The sequence below is a fragment of the Micromonospora sp. CA-240977 genome (genome assembly GCF_050942285.1).
In the GTDB taxonomy this organism is placed as follows: domain Bacteria; phylum Actinomycetota; class Actinomycetes; order Mycobacteriales; family Micromonosporaceae; genus Micromonospora.
Map to the genome: position 1 here is coordinate 6759934 of NZ_CP192055.1, position 19839 is coordinate 6779772.

General features: G+C 71.6%; 17 protein-coding genes and 1 riboswitch. Of the genes, 3 read left to right on the plus strand and 14 right to left on the minus strand.

Going from position 1 to position 19839, the window contains the following annotated elements:
- Nucleotides 1–17: 17 nt before the first annotated feature.
- From thiD to thiE, 6 genes are all read right to left on the minus strand, one after another.
- Nucleotides 18–803 (minus strand): bifunctional hydroxymethylpyrimidine kinase/phosphomethylpyrimidine kinase, encoded by a 786-nt coding sequence (thiD, locus tag ACQPWW_RS30660; protein WP_433127328.1) that lies wholly within the window; start codon nucleotides 801–803, stop codon nucleotides 18–20.
- The gene (locus ACQPWW_RS30665; RefSeq protein WP_433127330.1) at nucleotides 800–1471 is read right to left on the minus strand and encodes a thiamine phosphate synthase; all 672 of its coding nucleotides are present in this window, start codon (nucleotides 1469–1471) and stop codon (nucleotides 800–802) included. The genes thiD and ACQPWW_RS30665 overlap by 4 nt, the downstream gene beginning before the upstream one ends.
- Nucleotides 1468–2247, minus strand: coding sequence for a thiazole synthase (locus ACQPWW_RS30670; protein ID WP_433127332.1), 780 nt, complete (start codon nucleotides 2245–2247; stop codon nucleotides 1468–1470). The genes ACQPWW_RS30665 and ACQPWW_RS30670 overlap by 4 nt, the downstream gene beginning before the upstream one ends.
- A complete protein-coding gene (thiS, locus tag ACQPWW_RS30675; protein ID WP_433127333.1) occupies nucleotides 2244–2444 on the minus strand; it encodes a sulfur carrier protein ThiS in 201 nt (66 codons plus the stop codon). The genes ACQPWW_RS30670 and thiS overlap by 4 nt, the downstream gene beginning before the upstream one ends.
- On the minus strand, nucleotides 2435–3580 hold the full coding sequence (thiO, locus tag ACQPWW_RS30680) for a glycine oxidase ThiO (protein ID WP_433134686.1): 1146 nt from the start codon (nucleotides 3578–3580) through the stop codon (nucleotides 2435–2437). Before thiO ends, thiS begins: the two co-directional genes overlap by 10 nt.
- Entirely contained in the window at nucleotides 3577–4203 is a 627-nt protein-coding gene (gene thiE / locus ACQPWW_RS30685) for a thiamine phosphate synthase (RefSeq protein WP_433127334.1), read from the minus strand. The genes thiO and thiE overlap by 4 nt, the downstream gene beginning before the upstream one ends.
- Nucleotides 4198–4307, minus strand: a riboswitch (TPP riboswitch). It overlaps the preceding gene by 6 nt.
- Nucleotides 4308–4618: 311 nt before the next feature.
- Here thiE and ACQPWW_RS30690 point away from each other — a divergent pair.
- Both ACQPWW_RS30690 and ACQPWW_RS30695 read left to right on the plus strand, forming a co-directional pair.
- Nucleotides 4619–10462, plus strand: a complete 5844-nt coding sequence (locus tag ACQPWW_RS30690) for a ThuA domain-containing protein (RefSeq protein WP_433127336.1) — start codon at nucleotides 4619–4621, stop codon at nucleotides 10460–10462.
- A 72-nt stretch (nucleotides 10463–10534) separates the two neighbouring features.
- Nucleotides 10535–11059, plus strand: coding sequence for a hypothetical protein (locus ACQPWW_RS30695; protein WP_433127337.1), 525 nt, complete (start codon nucleotides 10535–10537; stop codon nucleotides 11057–11059).
- 240 nt (nucleotides 11060–11299) lie between these two features.
- Here the strand turns inward: ACQPWW_RS30695 and ACQPWW_RS30700 are convergent, their stop codons facing one another.
- The 4 genes from ACQPWW_RS30700 to ACQPWW_RS30715 are packed head-to-tail and all read right to left on the minus strand — an operon-like array spanning nucleotide 11300 to nucleotide 15422.
- The gene (locus ACQPWW_RS30700; protein ID WP_433127338.1) at nucleotides 11300–12262 is read right to left on the minus strand and encodes an aldo/keto reductase; all 963 of its coding nucleotides are present in this window, start codon (nucleotides 12260–12262) and stop codon (nucleotides 11300–11302) included.
- Nucleotides 12263–12299: 37 nt separating this feature from the next.
- Complete coding sequence (locus tag ACQPWW_RS30705; RefSeq protein ID WP_433127340.1) at nucleotides 12300–13100, minus strand: nucleotidyltransferase domain-containing protein; 801 nt, start codon at nucleotides 13098–13100, stop codon at nucleotides 12300–12302.
- Complete coding sequence (locus ACQPWW_RS30710) at nucleotides 13097–14776, minus strand: ABC-F family ATP-binding cassette domain-containing protein (protein ID WP_433127342.1); 1680 nt, start codon at nucleotides 14774–14776, stop codon at nucleotides 13097–13099. Before ACQPWW_RS30710 ends, ACQPWW_RS30705 begins: the two co-directional genes overlap by 4 nt.
- Nucleotides 14777–14816: 40 nt before the next feature.
- Nucleotides 14817–15422, minus strand: a complete 606-nt coding sequence (locus ACQPWW_RS30715) for a class I SAM-dependent methyltransferase (RefSeq protein ID WP_433127344.1) — start codon at nucleotides 15420–15422, stop codon at nucleotides 14817–14819.
- A gap of 103 nt (nucleotides 15423–15525) precedes the next feature.
- Between ACQPWW_RS30715 and ACQPWW_RS30720 the strand changes: the two genes are divergently transcribed.
- Nucleotides 15526–16569: a hypothetical protein gene (locus ACQPWW_RS30720; RefSeq protein ID WP_433127346.1), complete on the plus strand. Its 1044-nt coding sequence runs from the start codon at nucleotides 15526–15528 to the stop codon at nucleotides 16567–16569.
- 23 nt (nucleotides 16570–16592) lie between these two features.
- Here the strand turns inward: ACQPWW_RS30720 and truA are convergent, their stop codons facing one another.
- The 4 genes from truA to rpsD form a co-directional block, all read right to left on the minus strand.
- Nucleotides 16593–17423 carry a tRNA pseudouridine(38-40) synthase TruA gene (truA, locus tag ACQPWW_RS30725; RefSeq protein WP_433127348.1) on the minus strand — a complete coding sequence of 277 codons (831 nt, stop codon included), beginning with the start codon at nucleotides 17421–17423 and terminating at the stop codon, nucleotides 16593–16595.
- A gap of 67 nt (nucleotides 17424–17490) precedes the next feature.
- Nucleotides 17491–18048 (minus strand): 50S ribosomal protein L17, encoded by a 558-nt coding sequence (gene rplQ, locus ACQPWW_RS30730; protein WP_357412702.1) that lies wholly within the window; start codon nucleotides 18046–18048, stop codon nucleotides 17491–17493.
- A 34-nt stretch (nucleotides 18049–18082) separates the two neighbouring features.
- Nucleotides 18083–19105, minus strand: coding sequence for a DNA-directed RNA polymerase subunit alpha (locus ACQPWW_RS30735; protein WP_007465227.1), 1023 nt, complete (start codon nucleotides 19103–19105; stop codon nucleotides 18083–18085).
- Between the two features lie 98 nt (nucleotides 19106–19203).
- Nucleotides 19204–19830, minus strand: coding sequence for a 30S ribosomal protein S4 (gene rpsD / locus ACQPWW_RS30740; RefSeq protein WP_030489600.1), 627 nt, complete (start codon nucleotides 19828–19830; stop codon nucleotides 19204–19206).
- Between the last annotated feature and the right edge of the window lie 9 nt (nucleotides 19831–19839).

A 19839-nucleotide genomic window follows, 5' to 3' on the forward strand; every position in this document is an offset into this window, starting at 1 on the left:
GACAGCCTCCCTGGTGATCAAGTGGACCAACCGAAGTGGTCCAGCGGTCCACGCCCCGCGCCCAGCTCCCAACCCCGTGCGCCGGTCAGCGCACGGAGCACGTACTCCTTCGCGGCCCCCACCGCCGCCGGCACCGGATCGCCCAGCGCGAGCCGCACGGCGATCGCCGCCGAGAACGAACACCCGGTGCCGTGGGTGTGCCGGGTGTCCACCCGGGGGGCGCGCAGCAGCGTGGTCACGCCTTCGCCGCGCAGCACGTCGACCGCCTCGCCGCCGTCCAGGTCACCGCCGGTGACCACGACGTACTCCGGGCCGCCGGCCGCGAGGGCCTCGGCGGCCACGACCATCCCGGCCACGTCGTCCACCGGGCGTCCGGTGATGGCCGCGGCCTCCGCGCAGTTCGGCGTCGCCACCCTGGCGTACGGCAGCAGCCGCTCCACGGCGCCCACCACGCCGAGCCGGTGTCCACTGGTGGCGACCAGCACCGGATCGACGACGAGCTGGGGCAACCTGCCGTCCCGGGCGGCCTCGGCCACCGCGTCGGCGACCGCCGGGGTGCCGAGCATCCCGGTCTTGACCGCGCGCACCGTGAAATCCGTGAGGACGCTGTCCAACTGTTCGACGACAGTGCGCGGCGGCAGCGGCAGCACGGCGTCGACTCCCCGGGTGTTCTGCGCGGTGACCGCGGTGAGGACGCTCGTGCCGTACGCGCCAAGCGCCGCGAAGACCTTCAGGTCGGCCTGGATGCCCGCGCCGCCGCCGGAGTCCGAGCCGGCGATGGTGAGGATGGTGTGCGGGGTCACTTCTCCTCCTTGGTTGCGGTTTGGGGCTGCGGTTGGCCGTCTCTGGTTGCGGTTGGGGGCTGCGGCAGCTCAGGGGTGACCGCCTCGACATAGGCGCTGGTCAAAGCGGCGGCTGCCGCACACGGGTCTGCGGCTCGCATGAGGGCGCCCAGTACGGCCACTCCGGCGGCTCCTGCCCGGACGCAGGCGGTTACCTGTTCCGGCGTTTCGACTCCGCCCAGTGCCAGCACGGGCACGGGGCTGGACTCGACCAGCTTTCGCAGGCCGTCCGGTTCCAGGGGTGGGCCGTAACCCGGTTTGGTCTTCGTCGGCCAGACCGGGGAGACGGTGGCGTAGTGCTCGGTGGTCAGGCGGTTCAGCTCGGTCCGGTGGTGGCAGGAGCGGCCGACCACGCCGTGGGTCGGCGGCGGGTACGGGCCGGCGGCGGGCAGGTGGACGGCGTCGCCGCCGAGCGGGTCGGGACCGGCCACGACGAGGGTTCCGCCGACGTCGGCGAGGATCGCGCGCAGGTCGGCGGCGAGGGCGGCGCGCTCGACGCGGGGCAGGTCCCTCTCCCGCAGCACCACCCAGCGCACTCCCCCGGCCACCACCCCCGCCACGACCTTGTCGAGCGCGCCGCGCGCGACAAGCCGGTCGGTCAACACGACGACACCGGACGGCGGCGTCACAGGTCCGGTCTTCCGTCGTCGGGAGTGGAGGCGAGCGCGTGGAAACGCCTGGCGATCCGGCCGGCGCCGGCCGCGAGCCGGCCCGCCTCGACCGCGTACCGCATCGCGGTGGCCATCGCCACCGGGTCCGCGGCCCGGGTCACCGCGCTGGCCAGCAGCACCCCGTCGCAGCCCAGCTCCATGGCCAGGGCCGCGTCGGAGGCGGTGCCGATGCCGGCGTCGAGGATCACCGGCACGTCGACACCCTGCCGGATGAGCCGGATGTGGTGCGGGTTGCCGATGCCGAGCCCCGAACCGATCGGGGAGCCGGCCGGCATCACCGCGGCACAGCCCACGTCGGCGAGTCGGCGGGCGAGCACCGGGTCGTCGCTTGTGTACGGCAGCACTGTGAAGCCGTCGGCGACCAACTCCTCGGCGGCGCGGAGCAGCTCCACCCCGTCGGGCAGCAGGGTCCGCTCGTCGCCGATCACCTCCAGCTTGACCCAGTCGGTGTCGAACGCGTCCCGGGCCAGCCGGGCCACCTTCACCGCCTCGGTCGCGGTGTGGCAGCCGGCGGTGTTCGGCAGCAGCCGTACCCCGCAGCGGTCCAGCAGGTCCAGCAGCCCGCCGGCCGTGCCGGGGGCGGTGTCCACCCGGCGCAGGGCCACTGTGACAAGCTCGGTGCCGGACGCCCGGATCGCCTGTTCCAGCACGTGCAGGTTCGCGGCACCACCGGTGCCGAGGATCAGCCGTGAGGTGAACGTCTCCCCACCCAGCTCGAACGACACGCCGCTCACCCGCCCTGCGCCGCGGTGAGCACCTCGACGCGGTCACCGTCGCGCAGCGCGGTGGTCGCCCAGCCCGCCCGGGGCACCACCTCACCGTTCACCGCGACGGCCACCCCCCGCGGTTGCGGGGCGACGGCCCGGACCAGCTCGGCCACCGACACCTCACCCGGGACGCTTCGTTCGGCCCCGTTCACCGTCAACTCCACAGGTCCCCCTTCATCGTCGGTTCGGGCTCGCCGCCGGCGAACCGGTCCGGCCGGAAGGGCGCGAGCAGCGGATCGGGTACGCCGGTGCACACCAGGTCGGCGATCAGATCGGCGGTGACCGGGGTGAGCACGATGCCGTGCCGGTGGTGACCGGTGGCGGCCAGCACGTCCGGCCGGCCCGGCAGCGGTCCGAGGATCGGTGCGTTGTCCGGGGTTCCTGGGCGCAGCCCGGCGACCGCCTCGACCAGGTCGTACTCGGCCAGCTCGGGCAGCAGGTCCACGCCGGCGCGGAGCAGGCGCTGCACGGCGCCGGCCGTGACAGTGGTGTCCGACCGTTCCTCGACCGTCGCGCCGAGCACGACCTCGCCGTCGGCGCGGGGCACCAGGTAGACGTGCTCGCCGTCGGCGTACCCCCGGATGACGTGCCGGAAGCCCGGCGCGACGCCGTCGGGCGCGCGGAGCCGGAGGATCTGGCCCTTCACCGGCCGCACGGGCAGGCCGGTGAGTGTCGCGGCCCCGCAGCCGGCGGCGACCACCGTGACGCGTGCGTCCACGTCGGACAGGCGGGCCACGGGCTGCGGCACCAGCACCGCGCCGGCCCGCTGTGCGGCCGTGCGCAGCGCCGGCACCAGCAGTCGAGGGTCCACCTGGTGGTCGGTGGGCGCGAGCGCGCCGCCGCGCACCCGCGGGGCGAGCGCCGGCTCGCGGTCGCGCAGCTCGCTGGGGCGCAGCGGGGTCACCGGCAGGCCCAACCCCTGCTGGTACGCCCAGAGCCGACGCGCCTCGGCCAGGTCGTCGCCGGTCAACCCGACAAGCAGGGTGCCCTCGGTCCGGTAGCCGATGTCGACGCCCGTCGCCTCGGCCAGCTCGTCGGCGAACGTGGGCCAGCGGGCGGCGGACGCCAGCAACAGCTCGGTCAGTTGCCGCTCACCGAAGTACGCCTCGGCGACCGGGGCGAGCATGCCGGCGGCCACCGCCGACGCCCCCGAGCCGGGCGCCGGATCGTGCACCACCACCCGCAGCCCCCGGGCGGCGCAGCGCCAGGCGATCGCCAACCCGATCGGCCCCGCCCCGACCACCGCCACGTCCGGCCGGGCCCGGTCGATCGATGACGCCGACGGGGACCGGCCGGTCAGCACGTCAGAGCCTCGATCAGCGTGGCGGTGGCCCGCGCCGGGTCGGCGGCGGCGGACACCGCGCCGACCACCGCCACCCCGTACGCCCCGGCGGCCCGCAGCTCCGGCACCCGGGCGGCGGTCACGCCGCCGATCGCGATGACCGGCACGTCGACGGCGTCGGCGACAGCGCGGACGCCGGCCGGCCCGATCGGGTCCGGCAGGCCGGGTTTGGTGCTTGTGGGATGGCAGGGGCCGACACCCAGGTAGGTGGCTCCCGCCGCGACGGCCGCGGACGCTGTCTCCGGCGCGCGGGCGGTGGCTCCCAGCACACCGGTGGGGCCGAGCACCCGACGCGCGGCGGCGACCGGCAGGTCGTCCGCTCCGATGTGCCCGCCGGCCGCGCCCACCGCCAGCGCCACGTGCAGCCGGTCGTTCACCAGGCAGGTCGCGCCGAACGACACGCAGAGCGCCAGCACCCGCCGGGCCAGGTCGTACGTCTCGCGGTCGGTGGCGGAGTCCTCGACCCGGACCTGCACCACCAGGTCGGCGCGGGCCACAGTGAGGGCGGCCCGGACCACGGTGAGGGGGTCCCGACCGGGTCGGGTGTCGGTGATCAGATGTAGTCGCCCCAGGGACGGCACGGCAACGCTCCTCCCTGCGCCGGCATTATCCGGATCAGGTTCGACGGTCGGGGGCTGTCAGCCCCCCTCTCAGCCCGGTACACCGGGCTCCCGTGGGTTACTTGCGTGTCACCGTACGACAGATCCGCCGGTCTGCCAAGGCGGGGTTCTGCGCTGATCATCGGGCCGGAACGCACCGAATCGAGCTAGATCTGTGGGGCGGTTCATACGGTCCTGTTCGGAATGTCGCCCGCCGTTGCAGAACCGTTACCCGCCGGCATCTTGCCGGACATTGAACCAGCCGAATTAATTTGTTCAGCGATTCGACAAAATGTCGGTGGGGGCACCCTGGCACGGCGTCACCACCGGCTCCATCAGGGACGGCCTTCGGCGTGCCGACTCCCGCGAGCTCTGTCACTACGACACAGGAGGCGGCGTGTCCCGTTCTCGTCGTGCCCGCTTACCCATCACCGCAACCCTCATCTCCCTGGCCCTCGCCTCGACGACCCTGTTCGGCACGCCCGCGCAAGCCGCGCCGGCCGCCGCACAGGTCCCCCCGCGGGAGGCTGCAGCCGGAACCCCGGTCACCCAGGTGGCACCGAAGCTGCCCGCAAAGGCCGCCGACGATCCCTTCTCCGTCCTGGTCTTCTCCAAGACCGCCGGCTTCCGGCACGACTCCATCCCCACCGGCATCGCCGCCATCCAGAAGCTCGGCGCCGACAACGGATTCACAGTGGACGCTTCCGAGGACGGCGCCGCATTCAGCGACGCCAACCTGGCGAAGTACAAGGCCGTGATCTGGCTCTCCACCACCGGTGACGTCCTCAACGCCGAGCAGCAGGCGGCGTTCGAGCGCTACGTGCGGGCTGGCGGCGGTTACGTCGGCATCCACGCCGCGTCGGACACCGAGTACAGCTGGGCCTGGTACGGCGACCTGGTCGGCGCGTACTTCGCCAACCACCCGCAGAACCAGCAGGCCACTGTCAAGGTGGAGGACCACGCCCACCCGTCCACGGCCGAGCTGCCGGACCGCTGGTCCCGGTTCGACGAGTGGTACAACTTCCAGACCAACCCGCGGCCGGACGTGCACGTGCTGGCCAGCCTGGACGAGAAGAGCTACACCCCGGGCGCGGGCGCGATGGGCGCCGACCACCCGACCTCCTGGTGTCAGGACTTCGACGGTGGCCGCTCCTGGTACACCGGCGGTGGGCACACCCGGGAGTCGTACGCCGAGCCCGAGTTCCTGTCCCACCTGCTCGGCGGCATCCGGACCGCGGCCGGTGTCGAGGACGCCGACTGCGGCGCCTCCAAGACCTCGAACTTCGAGAAGGTCACGCTGGACAGCAACACCAGCAACCCGATGGAGCTGGACATCGCCCCCGACGGGCGGGTCTTCTACATCGAGCGTGACGGCCGCGTGCAGATCATCAAGCCGGACACCGGCAGCACCGTCACCGCCGTCGACCTGGACGTCTTCACCGGCAACGAGGACGGTCTGATCGGCATCCGGCTCGACCCGGACTTCGCCACCAACAAGTGGGTGTATCTCTACTACGCCCCGAACGACAACGTCACCCGCAACCTGCTGTCCCGCTTCACGGTGACCGGCGACACCATCGACCTGGCCAGCGAGAAGCAGATCCTGCGGGTCGACACGCAGCGCAACACGTGCTGCCACGCGGGTGGCAGCATGACCTTCGACAGCGCCGGCAACCTCTACCTGGCCACCGGTGACAACACCAACCCGTTCGAGTCGAACTCGTACTCGCCGCTCGACGAGCGGCCGGGCCGTCAGGACTACGACTCGCAGCGCACCTCGGCGAACACCAACGACCTGCGCGGCAAGGTGCTCCGGATCCACCCGGAGGACGACGGGACGTACACCGTTCCGACGGGCAACCTGTTCGCGCCGGGGACCGAGAAGACCCGTCCCGAGATCTACGCGATGGGCTTCCGCAACCCGTTCCGGATCGGCACCGACCCGAAGACCGACACGCTCTTCGTCGGTGACTACGGACCGGACGCCAACGCCAACAACCCGGACCGGGGCCCGCGGGGCCTGGTCGAGTGGAACATCGTGACCCCGGGCAACTACGGCTGGCCGTACTGCACGGGTACGAACGAGGCCTACAACGACTACACGTTCCCGTCCGGCCCGAGCGGCGCGAAGTTCGACTGCGCCGCGCCGGTCAACAACTCGCCGAACAACACCGGCCTGACCAACCTCCCACCTGTCGTCCCGGCCACCGTCGACTACGGCTACGCCGGTGACGCGCGGTACCCGGAGATCGGTGGCGGTGGCGCGCCGATGGGCGGCCCGGCCTACCGGTACGACGCCAACCTCAACTCCACCCGCAAGTGGCCGGCGTACTACGACGGCAAGGCGCTGCTCGGCGAGTGGAACCAGAACAAGATGTACACGATGCAGGTGAGCGCCGACGGCAAGTCCCTCGTGGACATCAACCAGTTGCTCACCGGCATGAGCATGATCCGGCCGATGGACTTCGAGTTCGGCCCGGACGGCGCGTTGTACCTGATCGAGTGGGGCAGCGGCTTCGGCGGCAACAACGACAACTCCGGCGTCTACCGGATCGACTACACCGCCGGTGACCGTGCACCCATCGCGGCGGCGTCCGCCAACCCGACCTCGGGTCCGGCGCCGTTGACAGTCACCTTCTCCAGTGCCGGCTCCCGGGACCCGGACGGTGGCGCGCTCACCTACGCCTGGGCCTTCGGCGACGGGCAGACCTCCACCGAGGCGAACCCGACGCACACCTACGCGACGGCTGGCAACTACACCGCCCAGCTCACCGTGACCAACCCGAAGGGCCGTACCGCGGTGGCCAACGTGCCGGTCACCGTGGGCAACACCGCACCGACGGTGACCATCGAGTTCCCGCCGGACGGTGGCTTCTTCAACTGGGGTGACCAGGTCCGTTACACGGTCAAGGTGACCGATCCCGAGGACGGGCAGATCGACTGCACCAAGGTGAACCTCCAGGTGCTGCTCGGTCACGACGAGCACGCCCACCCGCTGGAGCAGCACACCGGCTGCACCGGCACCGTCCAGACGTCGCTCGCCTCCGGGCACGGCGCCGAGGCGAACGTCTTCGCGGTCTTCGAGGCCACCTACACCGACAAGGGTGGCGCGGGCGGTTCCGGCGCGCTCACCGGTCGGCAGATCGAGGTTCTCCAGCCCAAGCAGAAGCAGGCCGAGTTCTTCACCGCCACCGGGCGTACCCCGGTGAGCACCGGCGGCGGCGACGCCGGCGTGCAGCGGGAGGCCGGGGCCGACACCGCGGGTGGCGGCCAGAGCATCGCGTTCATCGAGGACGGTGACTGGTGGTCGGTCGCTCCGGCGAACCTGACCAACATCACCGAGATCCGGTTCCGGGCCGCCTCGGCCGCCGCTGGCGGTCGGATCGAGGTCCACGCGGGCGCGGTTGACGGACCGGTGGTCGCCACGGCCGTCGTGCCGTCGACCGGGGCGTGGCAGACGTACACGGACGTGAGCGCGCCGGTCACCGGTGCCGCGAGCGGCTCGCTGTTCTTCGTTGCCCGCGATCCGAACGGCGGAACGGGTTCGCTGTTCAACGTCAACTGGATGGACTTCGTCGGTCGCGGTGTCACCGAGAACGCGCCGCCGACCGTCAGTGCCACGGCCACCCCGGCCACCGGCACCGCACCGGTCACCGTCGCCTTCGACGGCACGGCCACCGACGCCGAGGGCGACACCCCGCTGACGTACGCCTGGGACTTCGGTGACGGCGGTACGGCGTCCACACTGGACGCCAGCCACACGTACACCAGCGTCGGCGCCTTCACGGCCACCCTCACGGTGACCGACAGCAAGGGTGCCAAGTCGTACGCCACGGTGCCGGTGCGGGTCAACGCGCCGGACACGTCCTGCGTCGGGGCGCGTTCGGACGACTTCAACGGCAACAGCCTCGACAAGGCCCGCTGGACCAGTGTCATCCGCGAGAACCAGCTCTACTCGCAGAGTGGCGGCGCGCTGCGGCTGCCCACCGGGGTCGGTGACCTCTACGGGGCTCGCAACGACGCCACCAACCTGGTGCTCCAGGCGGCCCCGACCGGCGCCTGGGAGATGACCACCAAGGTCACCCTGCCGGTGACGGCCAACTACCAGCAGGCTGGCCTGCTGGTGTACGGCGACGACGACAACTACGCCAAGCTGGACCTGCTGTACAACGGCAGCCGGCGGGTGGAGTTCATCCGGGAGACGGCCGCCACGCCGCGCAACGACGCCGCGGACAGCGCCGCCGCACCGGCGGGTGACACCGTGTACCTGCGGATCACCAGCGACGGGACGAACCTGACCGCGTCCTCCTCGGGCGACGGGCAGACCTTCACCCCGGTCGGCCGTTCGGCCGCGCTGGCCGGCATCACCAACCCGCGGATCGGGGTCTTCGCCCTCAACGGCGGCACCGAGGCGCCGGTCGTCGACGCCGCGTTCGACTCGTTCCAGGTCACGCCGGACGCCCCGGCCGGCCCGGTCGACCCGTCGGACGAGTTCACCGGCAGCTCGCTGGACAAGTGCCGGTGGGACGCCATCCTGCGGGAGGACCCGGCCGGTTACCGGGTCACCGACGGCGCGTTGCGGATCGACGTGCCGAATGGTGACATCTACGGCACCGACAACACCGGGCCGAAGAACTTCATCCTCCAGACCGCGCCGTCCGGCGACTGGACCCTGGAGACGAAGGTCGACGGCAGCCTGCTGAACGAGCAGTACCAGCAGGCCGGTCTGCTCGTGCAGGCGGACGACGACAACTACCTGAAGTTCGACTTCATCGCGGACAACCAGGCCGGCTCGGCGGTGACGCGGCGGATCGAGTTCCGCAGCGAGATCGCCGGGACGGTGCAGAGCCCGCAGCCGGAGGCGACCAGCCTCACCTCGGCGGTGTGGCACCTGCGGCTGGCCCGCACTGGCGACACGTTCACCGCGTCGTACTCGGCGGACGGGACGACCTGGACCGCGCTGGAGACACTGACCAACAGCGCGGTGGGGGCCACCCCGAAGGTCGGGCTGTTCACCCTCGGCGCCAACCAGACGGCGTCGAAGACCGCCTCGTTCGACTACTTCCGGCTCAGCACGGAGGTGGCCGACGAGACCGCGCCGGTCACCACGGCGGCGGTTTCCGGCACCCCGATCGAGGGGTGGTACACCGGGCCGGTGACGGTGACGCTCACCGGCGCCGACGAGGCTGGCGGTAGCGGGCTCGCCGGTACGGAGTACCAGCTGGACGGGGCAACCACCTGGACGGCGTACACCGCACCGGTGGTCGTCTCCGGGGACGGCGAGCACGAGCTTCGGTTCCGCTCGACCGACAAGGCCGGCAACGTGGAGGAGACGAAGACCGTCTCCGCCAAGATCGACGCCACCGCGCCGGTGACCTCGGCGACGTTCGCTCCGGCGAACGACGCCGGCTGGCACAACGGGACTATCCCCGTCGTGCTGACCTCGACCGACGCCGGTTCCGGCGTCAAGACGGTGGAGTGGTCGCTGGACGGCGGCGAGTGGACGCCGTACACGACGCCGATCGCGGTGACCGGTGACGGGCAGCACGAGCTGCTGTACCGCTCCACCGACAAGGCGGGCAACGTCGAGACGCTGAAGTCGGCGATCCTGAAGATCGACGGCACCAAGCCGACGCTGCTCGTGTCCGGGATCGCCGACGGCCAGCTCTACGGGGACAGCCAGGACGTTCGGGTGTCCTGGCAGGCCGTCGACCCGACCTCGGGCATCGCGACGGTGGTCGGCAAGTTGGACGGCCAGGCGTACGCCAGCGGCACCCTGCAGGCCATGTACGAGCTGCCGCTCGGCCTGCACGAGCTGACCGTGACCGCGACCGACAAGGCGGGCAACGAGACCACCTCGGCGGTGCGGTTCTTCGTCACCACCTCGTTCCGGGACATGCAGAACCTGCTGGACCGGTTCAAGGCGACGGGTCGGCTCTCGGCCAAGGCGCACAAGCAGTTGACGGCCAAGCTCGACGCGGCCCGTCAGGCCGAGGCGGCCGGCAACGACGGCAAGGCGATCAAGCAGTTGACCGCGTTCCGCACGCTCGCCGCCGACGCCACGCTGGTGGCTGAGGCGGAGGTCCGGGATGTTCTGGTCCGGGACACCGACGCGATGATCGTTCGTCTCGGCGGTGCGGCCAGCAAGGCCGGCGTCAAGGCGAACGACGGCGAATCGGTCAAGGGCACCGGGCGGCTCGGTGGCGATGCCACCCGGCTGGCGCCCGGTCGCCAGCTCTGATCCGACGGGGCCCCTTCCCGACGTTGCGGCGTCGGGGAGGGGCCTCCCTCATTCGTAGTTGAGGAGATGTCCGTGACGGTTATCCGCAAGGTGTTGGCCGCCGTGTTCGCCGGGCTGGCCCTGACCCTGTTCTCCGCTGCCCCGGCGGCCGCCCAGGCTGACAAGATCAAGCTGACGGTGGCCGGCGACGGGGCTGTGGGGGTCACCATCCAGGCCACGTACGCCGATGGCCGGCGGCTGGACCGGGTGGTGCGGTTGGTGCTCACGGCCACCGGCCCGGACGGGCAGAAGGTCGGACCGGTGCAGTTGGAGCCGCAGCCGGAGGGGCAGGGCTTCTACAGCAGCGGCCCGGTGCTCACCGCCGGCACGTGGAAGGTGAAGGTGAACTCCCCAGCTCCACTGCCGGGCGAGGCCACCGCCACGGTGCAGGCCCGTGCCGCGCAGTCTCCGCCGGCGCCCAGGCCGGTCGCGGTCAACAGGCCGGCGGACGGCGGCAGTGGGGCTGGCTGGTGGCCGTTCGCGGCGGCCGGCCTGGTCCTCGTCGCCGCGGCGATGGGGGTGGCCATGCTGTTCGGCCGCCGCCGCGCCACCACCTGACCGAGAAGACGATCTCGCCGGATCGGCCGACCGACCGACACCGACGACGAAACGGGCCGGGCCGCGACAAGCGGCCCGGCCCGCCGTCATCTCACCAGCCCGACCGGGCGTGGTCACCGCCAGCCCTCACTGGCGTCACCTGACCACCCGGCCGCGACTCGACATTCATGAAACCGCGCCTTCCCGGCCCCCTGTCACCCCGACTTCCAGGAACACGAGTGAATCAAGAGGCCGCGCCGCTCAGAGGATGGCGCGCAGTGCCGCCAGGTCCTCGTCGCTGGGCTCCCAGGTGCCGGCCGCGGCGTTGGCGCGCACCTGCTCGGGCGTGGTGGCACCGGCGATCACCGAGGTCACCGCGGGCTGGGCGGCCAGCCCACCGATCGCCACCTGGAGCATCGTCACACCCCGCTCGGCCGCGTACGCCTCGATCGCCTCGATGGTGTCCCAGTCGGCCGCGGCGAGCCGCTCCGCGTACCGGCCACCGCCGGAGAGCCGGCTGCCGGCTGGCGGCTGGGCCTCGCGCTTGTACTTGCCGGTGAGCAGCCCGTTGGCGAGCGGGAAGAACGGCAGCATACCGAGGCCGAACCGCTCGCAGGCCGGGATGATCTCGGTCTCCACCGAGCGCTCCACAAGGCTGTAGTTGTTCTGCGCGCTGATGAAGCGGGCCCGGCCGTTGGACGAGGCGACCCAGTCCGCGTCGGCGATCTGCCAGCCGGCGAAGTTGGAGTTGCCCAGGTACCGCACCTTGCCGTCGCGGACCAGATCGTCAAGGGCGGCCAGGGTCTCGTCGATCGGGGTGCCCGGGTCGGGCTCGTGCATCTGGTACAGGTCGATGTGGTCGGTGCCGAGCCGGCGCAGCGACGCCTCCACCGCGCGGGCGATGTAGCGCCGCGAGCCGCGGGCACCGAAGTCCGGCCCGTTGAGGCCGTTCATGTCCATGCCGAACTTGGTGGCCACCACGACGTCGTCCCGGCGTCCCTTGAGGGCCTGCCCGAGCAGCTCCTCGGAGCCGCCCTGCGGTTCGCCGTAGATGTCGGCGGTGTCGAACAGGGTGATCCCGGCGTCCAGGGCGGCGTCCACCACCGCTCGGGTGCCGTCGAGGTCCAGCTTGCGGCCGAAGTTGTTGCAGCCGATGCCGACCACGGACACCACGAGCCCGGAGTCGCCCAACCGGCGATAGGTCATGTCAGTCACGCGATCCACCCTATGCCGGCCAGGCGTGGACCACCCCGGCGGAGGCTCAGCCGACCACCTCGGTGACCAGGTCGCGGGCGGTGCCGATGGTGACGGCCAGCTCGGCGGGACTGCGGCCGACGCCGCCGAGCAGTGCCTGCGCCCGCTGCGCGAAGTCCGGCGGAGCGCAGGGCAGCCGTCCCGCGGCGGCGATCATCCCCTTCTCGTTCACCAACCACCGACCCGCTCGGGCGTGCAGCACCTGGGCGAGCACTCCCACCACCCGGAACAGGCAGCCGGCGACGTACCCGCTGTCCCCGCCGGCGCTGGCCTTGGCCGCGGCGGCCAGCAGAAACCCGGCCTCCCAGCCGCCCGCCACCAGCGCGTCGGCCAGTGCGGGCGGATAGTCGCGGGTCTGTTCCTTCAGCCGGGTCAGCTGGCCGGTCGGGTCCGCAAGCACCTGACAGAGCGCCACCTCACCGACGTAGGCCGACGAGTAGAACCCGAGCGGGTGCCCGGTCTGCATCCCCACCTCGTACCGGCCGGCCCGGCAGTCCGCCCAGACGCGGCGCACCCGGTCGAGGTCCCGATAGATCCAGTCCACCGCCACCCCGCCGATCCGTAGCCAACCGCCGCCGTCGACCCAGGGGCCCCAACCACCCGGGGCGGTGAGCGTGACATCGGTGTCGTCGGCGACCGTTCCGGCAACCACACGCAGCGCCGCCACGTCCAGCTCGCCCCGGTAGTACAGGCCCAGGTCCCAGTCGGAGTCCGGGCGGTGCTCGCCCCGCGCCCGGCTGCCACCGAGCGCCACGGCGACCACTCCGGTGACGGTGCAGAGTCGACCGGGCAGGTCGGCGGGGATCACCCCACGTCCCAGACCGGCTCCGGGGTCTCCACCACCTCGCTGTCGCCCCGGAACAGCACGAACCTGTCGAAGGAGCGGGTGAACCAGCGGTCGTGGGTGACCGCGACGACCGTCCCCTCGAACGCGTTCAGGCCCGCTTCGAGGGCTTCCGCGCTGGCCAGGTCGAGGTTGTCGGTGGGCTCGTCGAGCAGCAGCAGCGTCGCACCGGACAGTTCCAGCAGCAGCACCAGGAAACGGGCCTGCTGACCACCCGAGAGCGTGCCGAAGCGCTGGTCGCCCTGTGCGGCCAGCTCGTAGCGGCTGAGCACCCCCATCGCCGCGTGCCGGTCCATCCCGGTGCGGTGCTCGTCGCCCCGCCAGAGGATCTCGACAAGTGTCTTCGACATCAGCTCCGGCCGGTCGTGGGTCTGGGAGAAGTGCCCGGGCCGGACCCGGGCGCCCAGCCGGGCCACGCCGTCGTGTGCCACCGGCGCGAGCGCCCCCGCCCCGTCGACCGGCCCGTTGGCCGGGTCGGGGTCGGTGCCACCCCGGGCCAGCAGCCGCAGGAAGTGCGACTTGCCGGTGCCGTTGGCGCCGAGCACCGCCACCCGGTCGCCGTACCAGATCTCCAGGTCGAAGGGGAAGGTCAGGCCGTCGAGCTCCAGCTGCTCGCAGACGACCGCGCGCTTGCCGGTCCGCCCGCCGCTGAGCCGCATCCGGATGTCCTGGTCCTTCGGGGGTACGGGCGGCGGCCCGGCCTCCTCGAACTTGCGCAGCCGGGTCTGCGCGGCCTGGTAACGCGAGGCCAACCCGTCGTTGTACGCGGCTTTCTGCTTGTACATGAGCATCAGCTCGCGCAGTTTCTGGTGCTCCTCGTCCCAGCGCCGGCGCAGCTCGTCGAGGCGGGCATGCCGGGCGACCCGGGCGGAGTGCCAGCTCGCGAAGCCGCCTGGGTGCACCCAGGCGCTGCCGCCCTCGACGGCCACCACCCGGTCGGCGCTCTGGGCCAGCAACTCCCGGTCGTGCGAGACGTAGAGCACCGACTTCGTCGACTCGCGCAGTCGCGCCTCCAGCCAGCGTTTGCCGGGCACGTCGAGGAAGTTGTCCGGCTCGTCGAGCAGCAGCACCTCGTCGGGGCCGCGCAGCAGCAGCTCCAACGCGAAGCGCTTCTGCTGACCCCCGGAGAGGGTGCGCACCGGCCGGTCCCGCACCGTGTACCAGGTGCGGTCGAGCACGATGGTCGCCACGGTGTCGAAGAGCACCTCGGCGTCGTACCCGCCGGACTCGCCCCAGGCCGCCAGCGCGTCGGCGTACGCCAGCTGGGCCTTGGCCGCGGCGTTGCCGAACTTGCCGTGGGCCTCGGCCGCCCGCATGGCCGCCTCGGTCTCGGCGAGCCGGCGGCCGGCGTCCCGTAGCGACGGCGGGGCCAGTGACAGCGCCAGGTCGGCGAGCGTCGACTCGTCGCCGATCATGCCGATGAACTGCCGCATCACGCCCAGACCGCCGGACCGGGCGACAGTGCCGGTGCGCACCGGCAGGTCACCGGCGACCATCCGCAGCAGGGTCGTCTTTCCCGCGCCGTTCGGCCCGACCAGGGCGATCTTGCTGCCCTCACCCACCCGGAACGACACGTCGGCGAAGAGTTCCCGACCGTCGGGCAGGATGTGCCCGACCGCTGCCACATCCACGTATCCCACGCCGGGATCCTGCCCCAGCGGGGGCGGGAGGGACATCCAATTACCGGGTGACCCGCAGCACCCGGAAGCCCTTCTGGCTGGCGTACCGCTCGACCTGCCAGCTCTGCTCGGTGAGCCAGCGTTGCAGCGAGTCGCCGCCGAGGTGCCGGGCGACGACCAGCCAGCCGACGCCGTCCGGTGCGAGTCGGGGCAGCCAGCGCAGCAGCAGCTCGTGCAGCTCGTCCTTGCCGATCCGAATGGGTGGGTTGGACCAGATCTCGGCGAACCGGATGTCCGCCGGCACGTCGTCCGGCGCGCGAACCCGGACCCGCTCGGCGGCGTCGACCCGGGCCGCGTTGGCGGCGGTCAGCTCGCGGGCGCGGGCGTTGACGTCGACCGCCCAGACCGTGCTCGCCGGTGCCAGGTCGGCCAGCACGCAGGCGATCGGGCCGAACCCGCAGCCGAGGTCGAGCAGGTCACCGGCGGTGTCGGCGGCGGGCAGCTCGGCCTTGCGCAGGAGTACGGCGGTGCCGGGGTCGAGGCGGCTGGCGGAGAAGACGCCGCCGGCCGAGACGAGCCGGTAGTCGCGGTCGGCGACGGAGAACTCGACCTCGCGCGGCGGAGCGTCGCTGGCGGGCTGAGCGGTGAAGTAGTGGTCGCCGGTCACGCCGGCAATTCTCGCACCGGCCCGGGCCGGCCATGACGCGACCCACGCGCACATTTCCCCGATATTACCCCCTAAAGGGACAATCACTCCTACTCTGGGCGACATGGTGTATCGGTACGAGTCCGATGAGGACGCTTTCGAGGAGTACCCGGAGCCCGGGTCCGACCTGTCGGTGTTCGGCGCCGGTCCGCCCCCACCGGCCGGGCCCTCTCCGTCACGCTTCCCCACGCCGTCGCTGCCCCGGGCGAACCAGCTCGCCCTGCCGTCGACGCAACCAGCGGCGGCCCGCGCCGAGATTCCGCCCGCCCCGCCGAGCAGCCAGGTCTACACCTCCGCCACCGCGGCGCAGCCCAAGCCCCGGCGCGGCGGCGGCCGGCTGTGGCAGGTGCTGATCGGCGGCGCGGCCGTCCTGGTACTGCTCGCACTCTGCGGCCTCGGCGCCGCCGCGCTGCTCGACGAGCGCGACGGACAACCGACGGCCGACCCGACATACCAGCCGAACGCCGCGCCGACGTCCGCCGCTGCGGAACCGCTGGCCCTCGACTCCCGAGAGTCCGACCAGGCCCCGCTCACCGCCAAGGAACTCTTCCCCGGCAAGGAGCTGAAGGTCACCGCCGGCCAGCCGAGCTACCAGGTGCTCAAGACACAGTCCAGCGGCAGTTGCGCCGTCGCCGCCACCGGCGAGGTCGCCGACCTGCTGACCCTCCTCGGCTGCAACCAGGTCGTCCGGGCCACGCTGCGTACGCCCGACGGCGGCCACCTGGTCACCGCCGGCTTGTTCAACCTCACCGACAAGGTCAGCGCGGAACGGGCCCGGGACCGGATCCGCCCGCTCCTCGACGAACGGCAGGGCCGGTTCCGTGGCCTCACCGGCGGCGAGGGCGACGGCACCGACGTGCTGACCAGCGCCCCCGCCCGGGTCGGCTGGCAGGTACGCGGTCACTACCTGGCGTACGCGCTTGTCGTCCGCGAGGACGGGGCGACGATCAAGGCAGGCGACACCACGGTCCGCGAGATCCTGTTCGACATGATCGAGCTGCACCTCAGCCGGGGCGTCCTGCAACAGCGGGCCGACGGTGGCACCGCCGCCCAGCCGACACCGGAGTCCACCACCAGCGGCGCCGACGGCGGCCTGCCCGGTGAGTGAGCCCTCGCCACACCGCCGGCGGGTCAGCCCTCGACCGGAACCCGCAGTCGACGGGTGAGGTCGGCCCGGCGGGCGTACTCCGACGCATCCGCGGGGTAGCCGACGGCGACAAGGGTCAGCCCGTGCGCCGGAGCCACCGTCACCTCGCTGGAGCGCTCCTGACGGGCGAGCAGGCTGCCCGGCCACTCGACCGGGCGGCGGCCGTCCCCGGCCACCAGCATCGCCCCCACCAGGCTGCGCACCATCGCCTGGCAGAACGCGTCGGCCTGCACCGTCGCGACCAGGATGCCGTCCGGGTCGCGGCGCCAGTCCAGCCGGGTCACCTCGCGCCACGTCGTCGCGTTCTCCTTGCGCCGGCAGTACGCGGCGAAGTCGTGCTCACCGACCAGGCCGGTCGCTGCGGCATTCAACGCGGCCAGGTCGAGCGGCTTCGGCCAGGCCAGCACCTCGTGCCGGCGTAACGGCTCCGCACCGAAGGGCGCATCGGTGACCCGGTACTCGTAGCGCCGGAAGGTCGCCGAGAACCGGGCGTCGAAGTCGGCCGGCATCTCGGTCATCGCGCGTACGCGCACGTCGGTGGGGAGCAGTCGGGCCAGGCGACGCAGCAGCCGCCCGTCGTGCTGCCGCCACACGTCGACGGGCAGGTCCAGGTGGCACACCTGCCCGGTGGCGTGGACTCCCGCGTCGGTTCGCCCGGCGACCGTCAGCCCGGTGACCGTGCCGGCACCGAGGACCAGGTCCAGGGTCTCGACGAGCACACCCGCGACGGTGCGGCGGGTCGGCTGGGCGGCCCAGCCGGAGAAGCCCGTGCCGTCGTACGAGACGTCCAGCCGCAGCCGGATCCGCTCGTCCACCTCGTACCTCCTGTTACGGGTCGGGCCCGGCACCCCGATGGGGTGCCGGGCCCGACAATGCCCTTGATCAGGCCTTGTTCTCGGTGGCCTCGTCGCTGTCCTCGCGGGCGGCGGCGGTGTCACCGGACGCCGACACCGGCGCCTCGGAGTCCTGGTCGGCCGAGGCCGACTGCGGGGTCTCGTCGGCCGGGGCGAGCGCCTCGACCTTGTCCTGCTGCGCTGCCTTGCGGGCCGCGGTCTTCTTGTTCACCTTGGGCTCGGCGACCTGAAGCTCCTCGACCAGCTCGATGATCGCCATCGGCGCGTTGTCACCCTTGCGGGGACCGGTCTTCACGATCCGGGTGTAACCGCCGGGGCGGTTGGAGTACCGGGGCGCGATCTGGTCGAACAGGGCGTAGACCACGTCCTTGTCCTTGACGACACCCAGCACCCGCCGCCGCGAGGCGAGGTCACCGCGCTTGGCCTTGGTGATGAGCTGCTCGGCCAGCGGACGCAGCCGACGGGCCTTCGTCTCGGTGGTCTGGATCTTGCCGTGCTGGAACAGCGCGGTCGCCAGGTTGGCGAGCATCAGCCGCTCGTGCGAGGGGCTGCCGCCGAGGCGGGGGCCCTTGGTGGGCGTGGGCATTTTTGGTGCTCCTCAGTTGTGGCGGCAGCGCGGACTAGAGCTGCTCGGTCTCGCGGTAGTCGTCGGTGTCGTAGTCGGCCTCGCCGAAGGTGTCCACGACGTGCGCCGGGTCGAAGTTCGGAGCCGAGTCCTTCAGCCCGAGACCCATCCCGGCGAGCTTCATCTTGACCTCGTCGATCGACTTCTGACCGAAGTTGCGAATGTCGAGGAGGTCGGCCTCGGTACGCCCGATGAGCTCACCAACGGAGTTGATGCCCTCGCGCTTGAGGCAGTTGTAGGAGCGGACGGTGAGGTCCAGCTCCTCGATCGGCAGGGCCAGGTCCGCCGCCAGCTGGGCGTCCTGCGGGGACGGCCCGATGTCGATGCCCTCGGCGGTCTCGTCCAGCTCCCGGGCCAGCCCGAACAGCTCCACAAGCGTCGAACCGGCGGAGGCCAGCGCGGTACGCGGACCCATCGACGGCTTGGTCTCGACGTCGATGATCAACCGGTCGAAGTCGGTGCGCTGCTCGACACGGGTCGCCTCGACGCGGTAGGTCACCTTCAGCACCGGCGAGTAGATCGAGTCGACCGGGATGCGGCCGATCTCGGCGCCGGACTGCTTGTTCTGCGCCGCCGTCACGTAGCCCCGGCCCCGCTCGACGGTCAGCTCCATGTCGAGCCGGCCCTTGCCGTTGAGGGTGGCGAGCTTGAGATCCGGGTTGTGCACCGAGACGCCGGCCGGCGGCTGGATGTCACCCGCGGTCACGTCCCCCGGGCCCTGCTTGCGCAGGTACATGCTGACCGGCTCGTCGTGCTCGGAGCTGACGCACAGCTCCTTGATGTTCATGACGAGCTCGACCACGTCCTCCTTGACACCGGGGATCGTGGTGAACTCGTGCAGCACACCGTCGATCTTGATCGAGGTGACGGCCGCGCCCGGGATCGACGACAGCAGCGTACGCCGCAGCGAGTTACCCAGGGTGTAGCCGAAGCCCGGCTCGAGCGGCTCGATGGCGAACCGCGACCGGGTCTCGTTGATCGACTCCTCGGAGAGGGAGGGTCGCTGGCTGATGAGCATCTTTTCTCTTCTCTTCCGGGGCGCCCGCTATTTGACGCCCACGACACAAACTGTTCCGGTGGCCCGCCCCGAAGGACGGGCCACCGAACGAGCTCCGACTACTTGGAGTAGAGCTCGACGATCAGCTGCTCCTGGACCTGCGTGTCAATGACCTGCCGGGCCGGGAGGGAGTGCACGAGCACCTTCATCTGGCTCGGGATGGCCTCAAGCCACGCCGGAACCGTCTTCGAGCCGGCCTGAGCCTGCGCGACGATGAACGGGGTGAGCTCCTTGCTCTTGCCCCGAACCTCGATGATGTCGTGCTCCTTGACGCGGTACGACGGGATGTCGACCTTCTTGCCGTTCACCGTGAAGTGACCGTGCTTGACCAGCTGGCGGGCCATGTCCCGCGAGTGGGCGTAGCCGGCCCGGTAAACGACGTTGTCCAGCCGCGACTCGAGGATCTGCAGGAGGACCTCACCGGTCTTCGCCTGCTTGCCAACGGCTTCCTCGTAGTAACCGCGGAACTGCTTCTCCAGCACGCCGTAGACGCGGCGGGCCTTCTGCTTCTCGCGGAGCTGGAGCAGGTACTCCGTCTCCTTGGTGCGGCCGCGGCCGTGCTGCCCGGGCGGGAACGGCCGGGACTCGAACGGGCACTTCGGACCATCGCACTTGCTGCCCTTGAGGAACAGCTTCATCTTCTCCCGCCGGCAACGGCGGCAGTCAGCACCGGTGTAACGAGCCATCTCTCTCTA

Bases quoted from the DNA above. Each gene is read 5' to 3' on its own strand.
- ACQPWW_RS30720 (WP_433127346.1), top strand. From the start codon at position 15,526: ATGGTGTATCGGTACGAGTCCGATGAGGACGCTTTCGAGGAGTACCCG.
- rplQ (WP_357412702.1), bottom strand. From the start codon at position 18,048: ATGCCCACGCCCACCAAGGGCCCCCGCCTCGGCGGCAGCCCCTCGCAC.
- ACQPWW_RS30735 (WP_007465227.1), bottom strand. From the start codon at position 19,105: ATGCTCATCAGCCAGCGACCCTCCCTCTCCGAGGAGTCGATCAACGAG.
- rpsD (WP_030489600.1), bottom strand. From the start codon at position 19,830: ATGGCTCGTTACACCGGTGCTGACTGCCGCCGTTGCCGGCGGGAGAAG.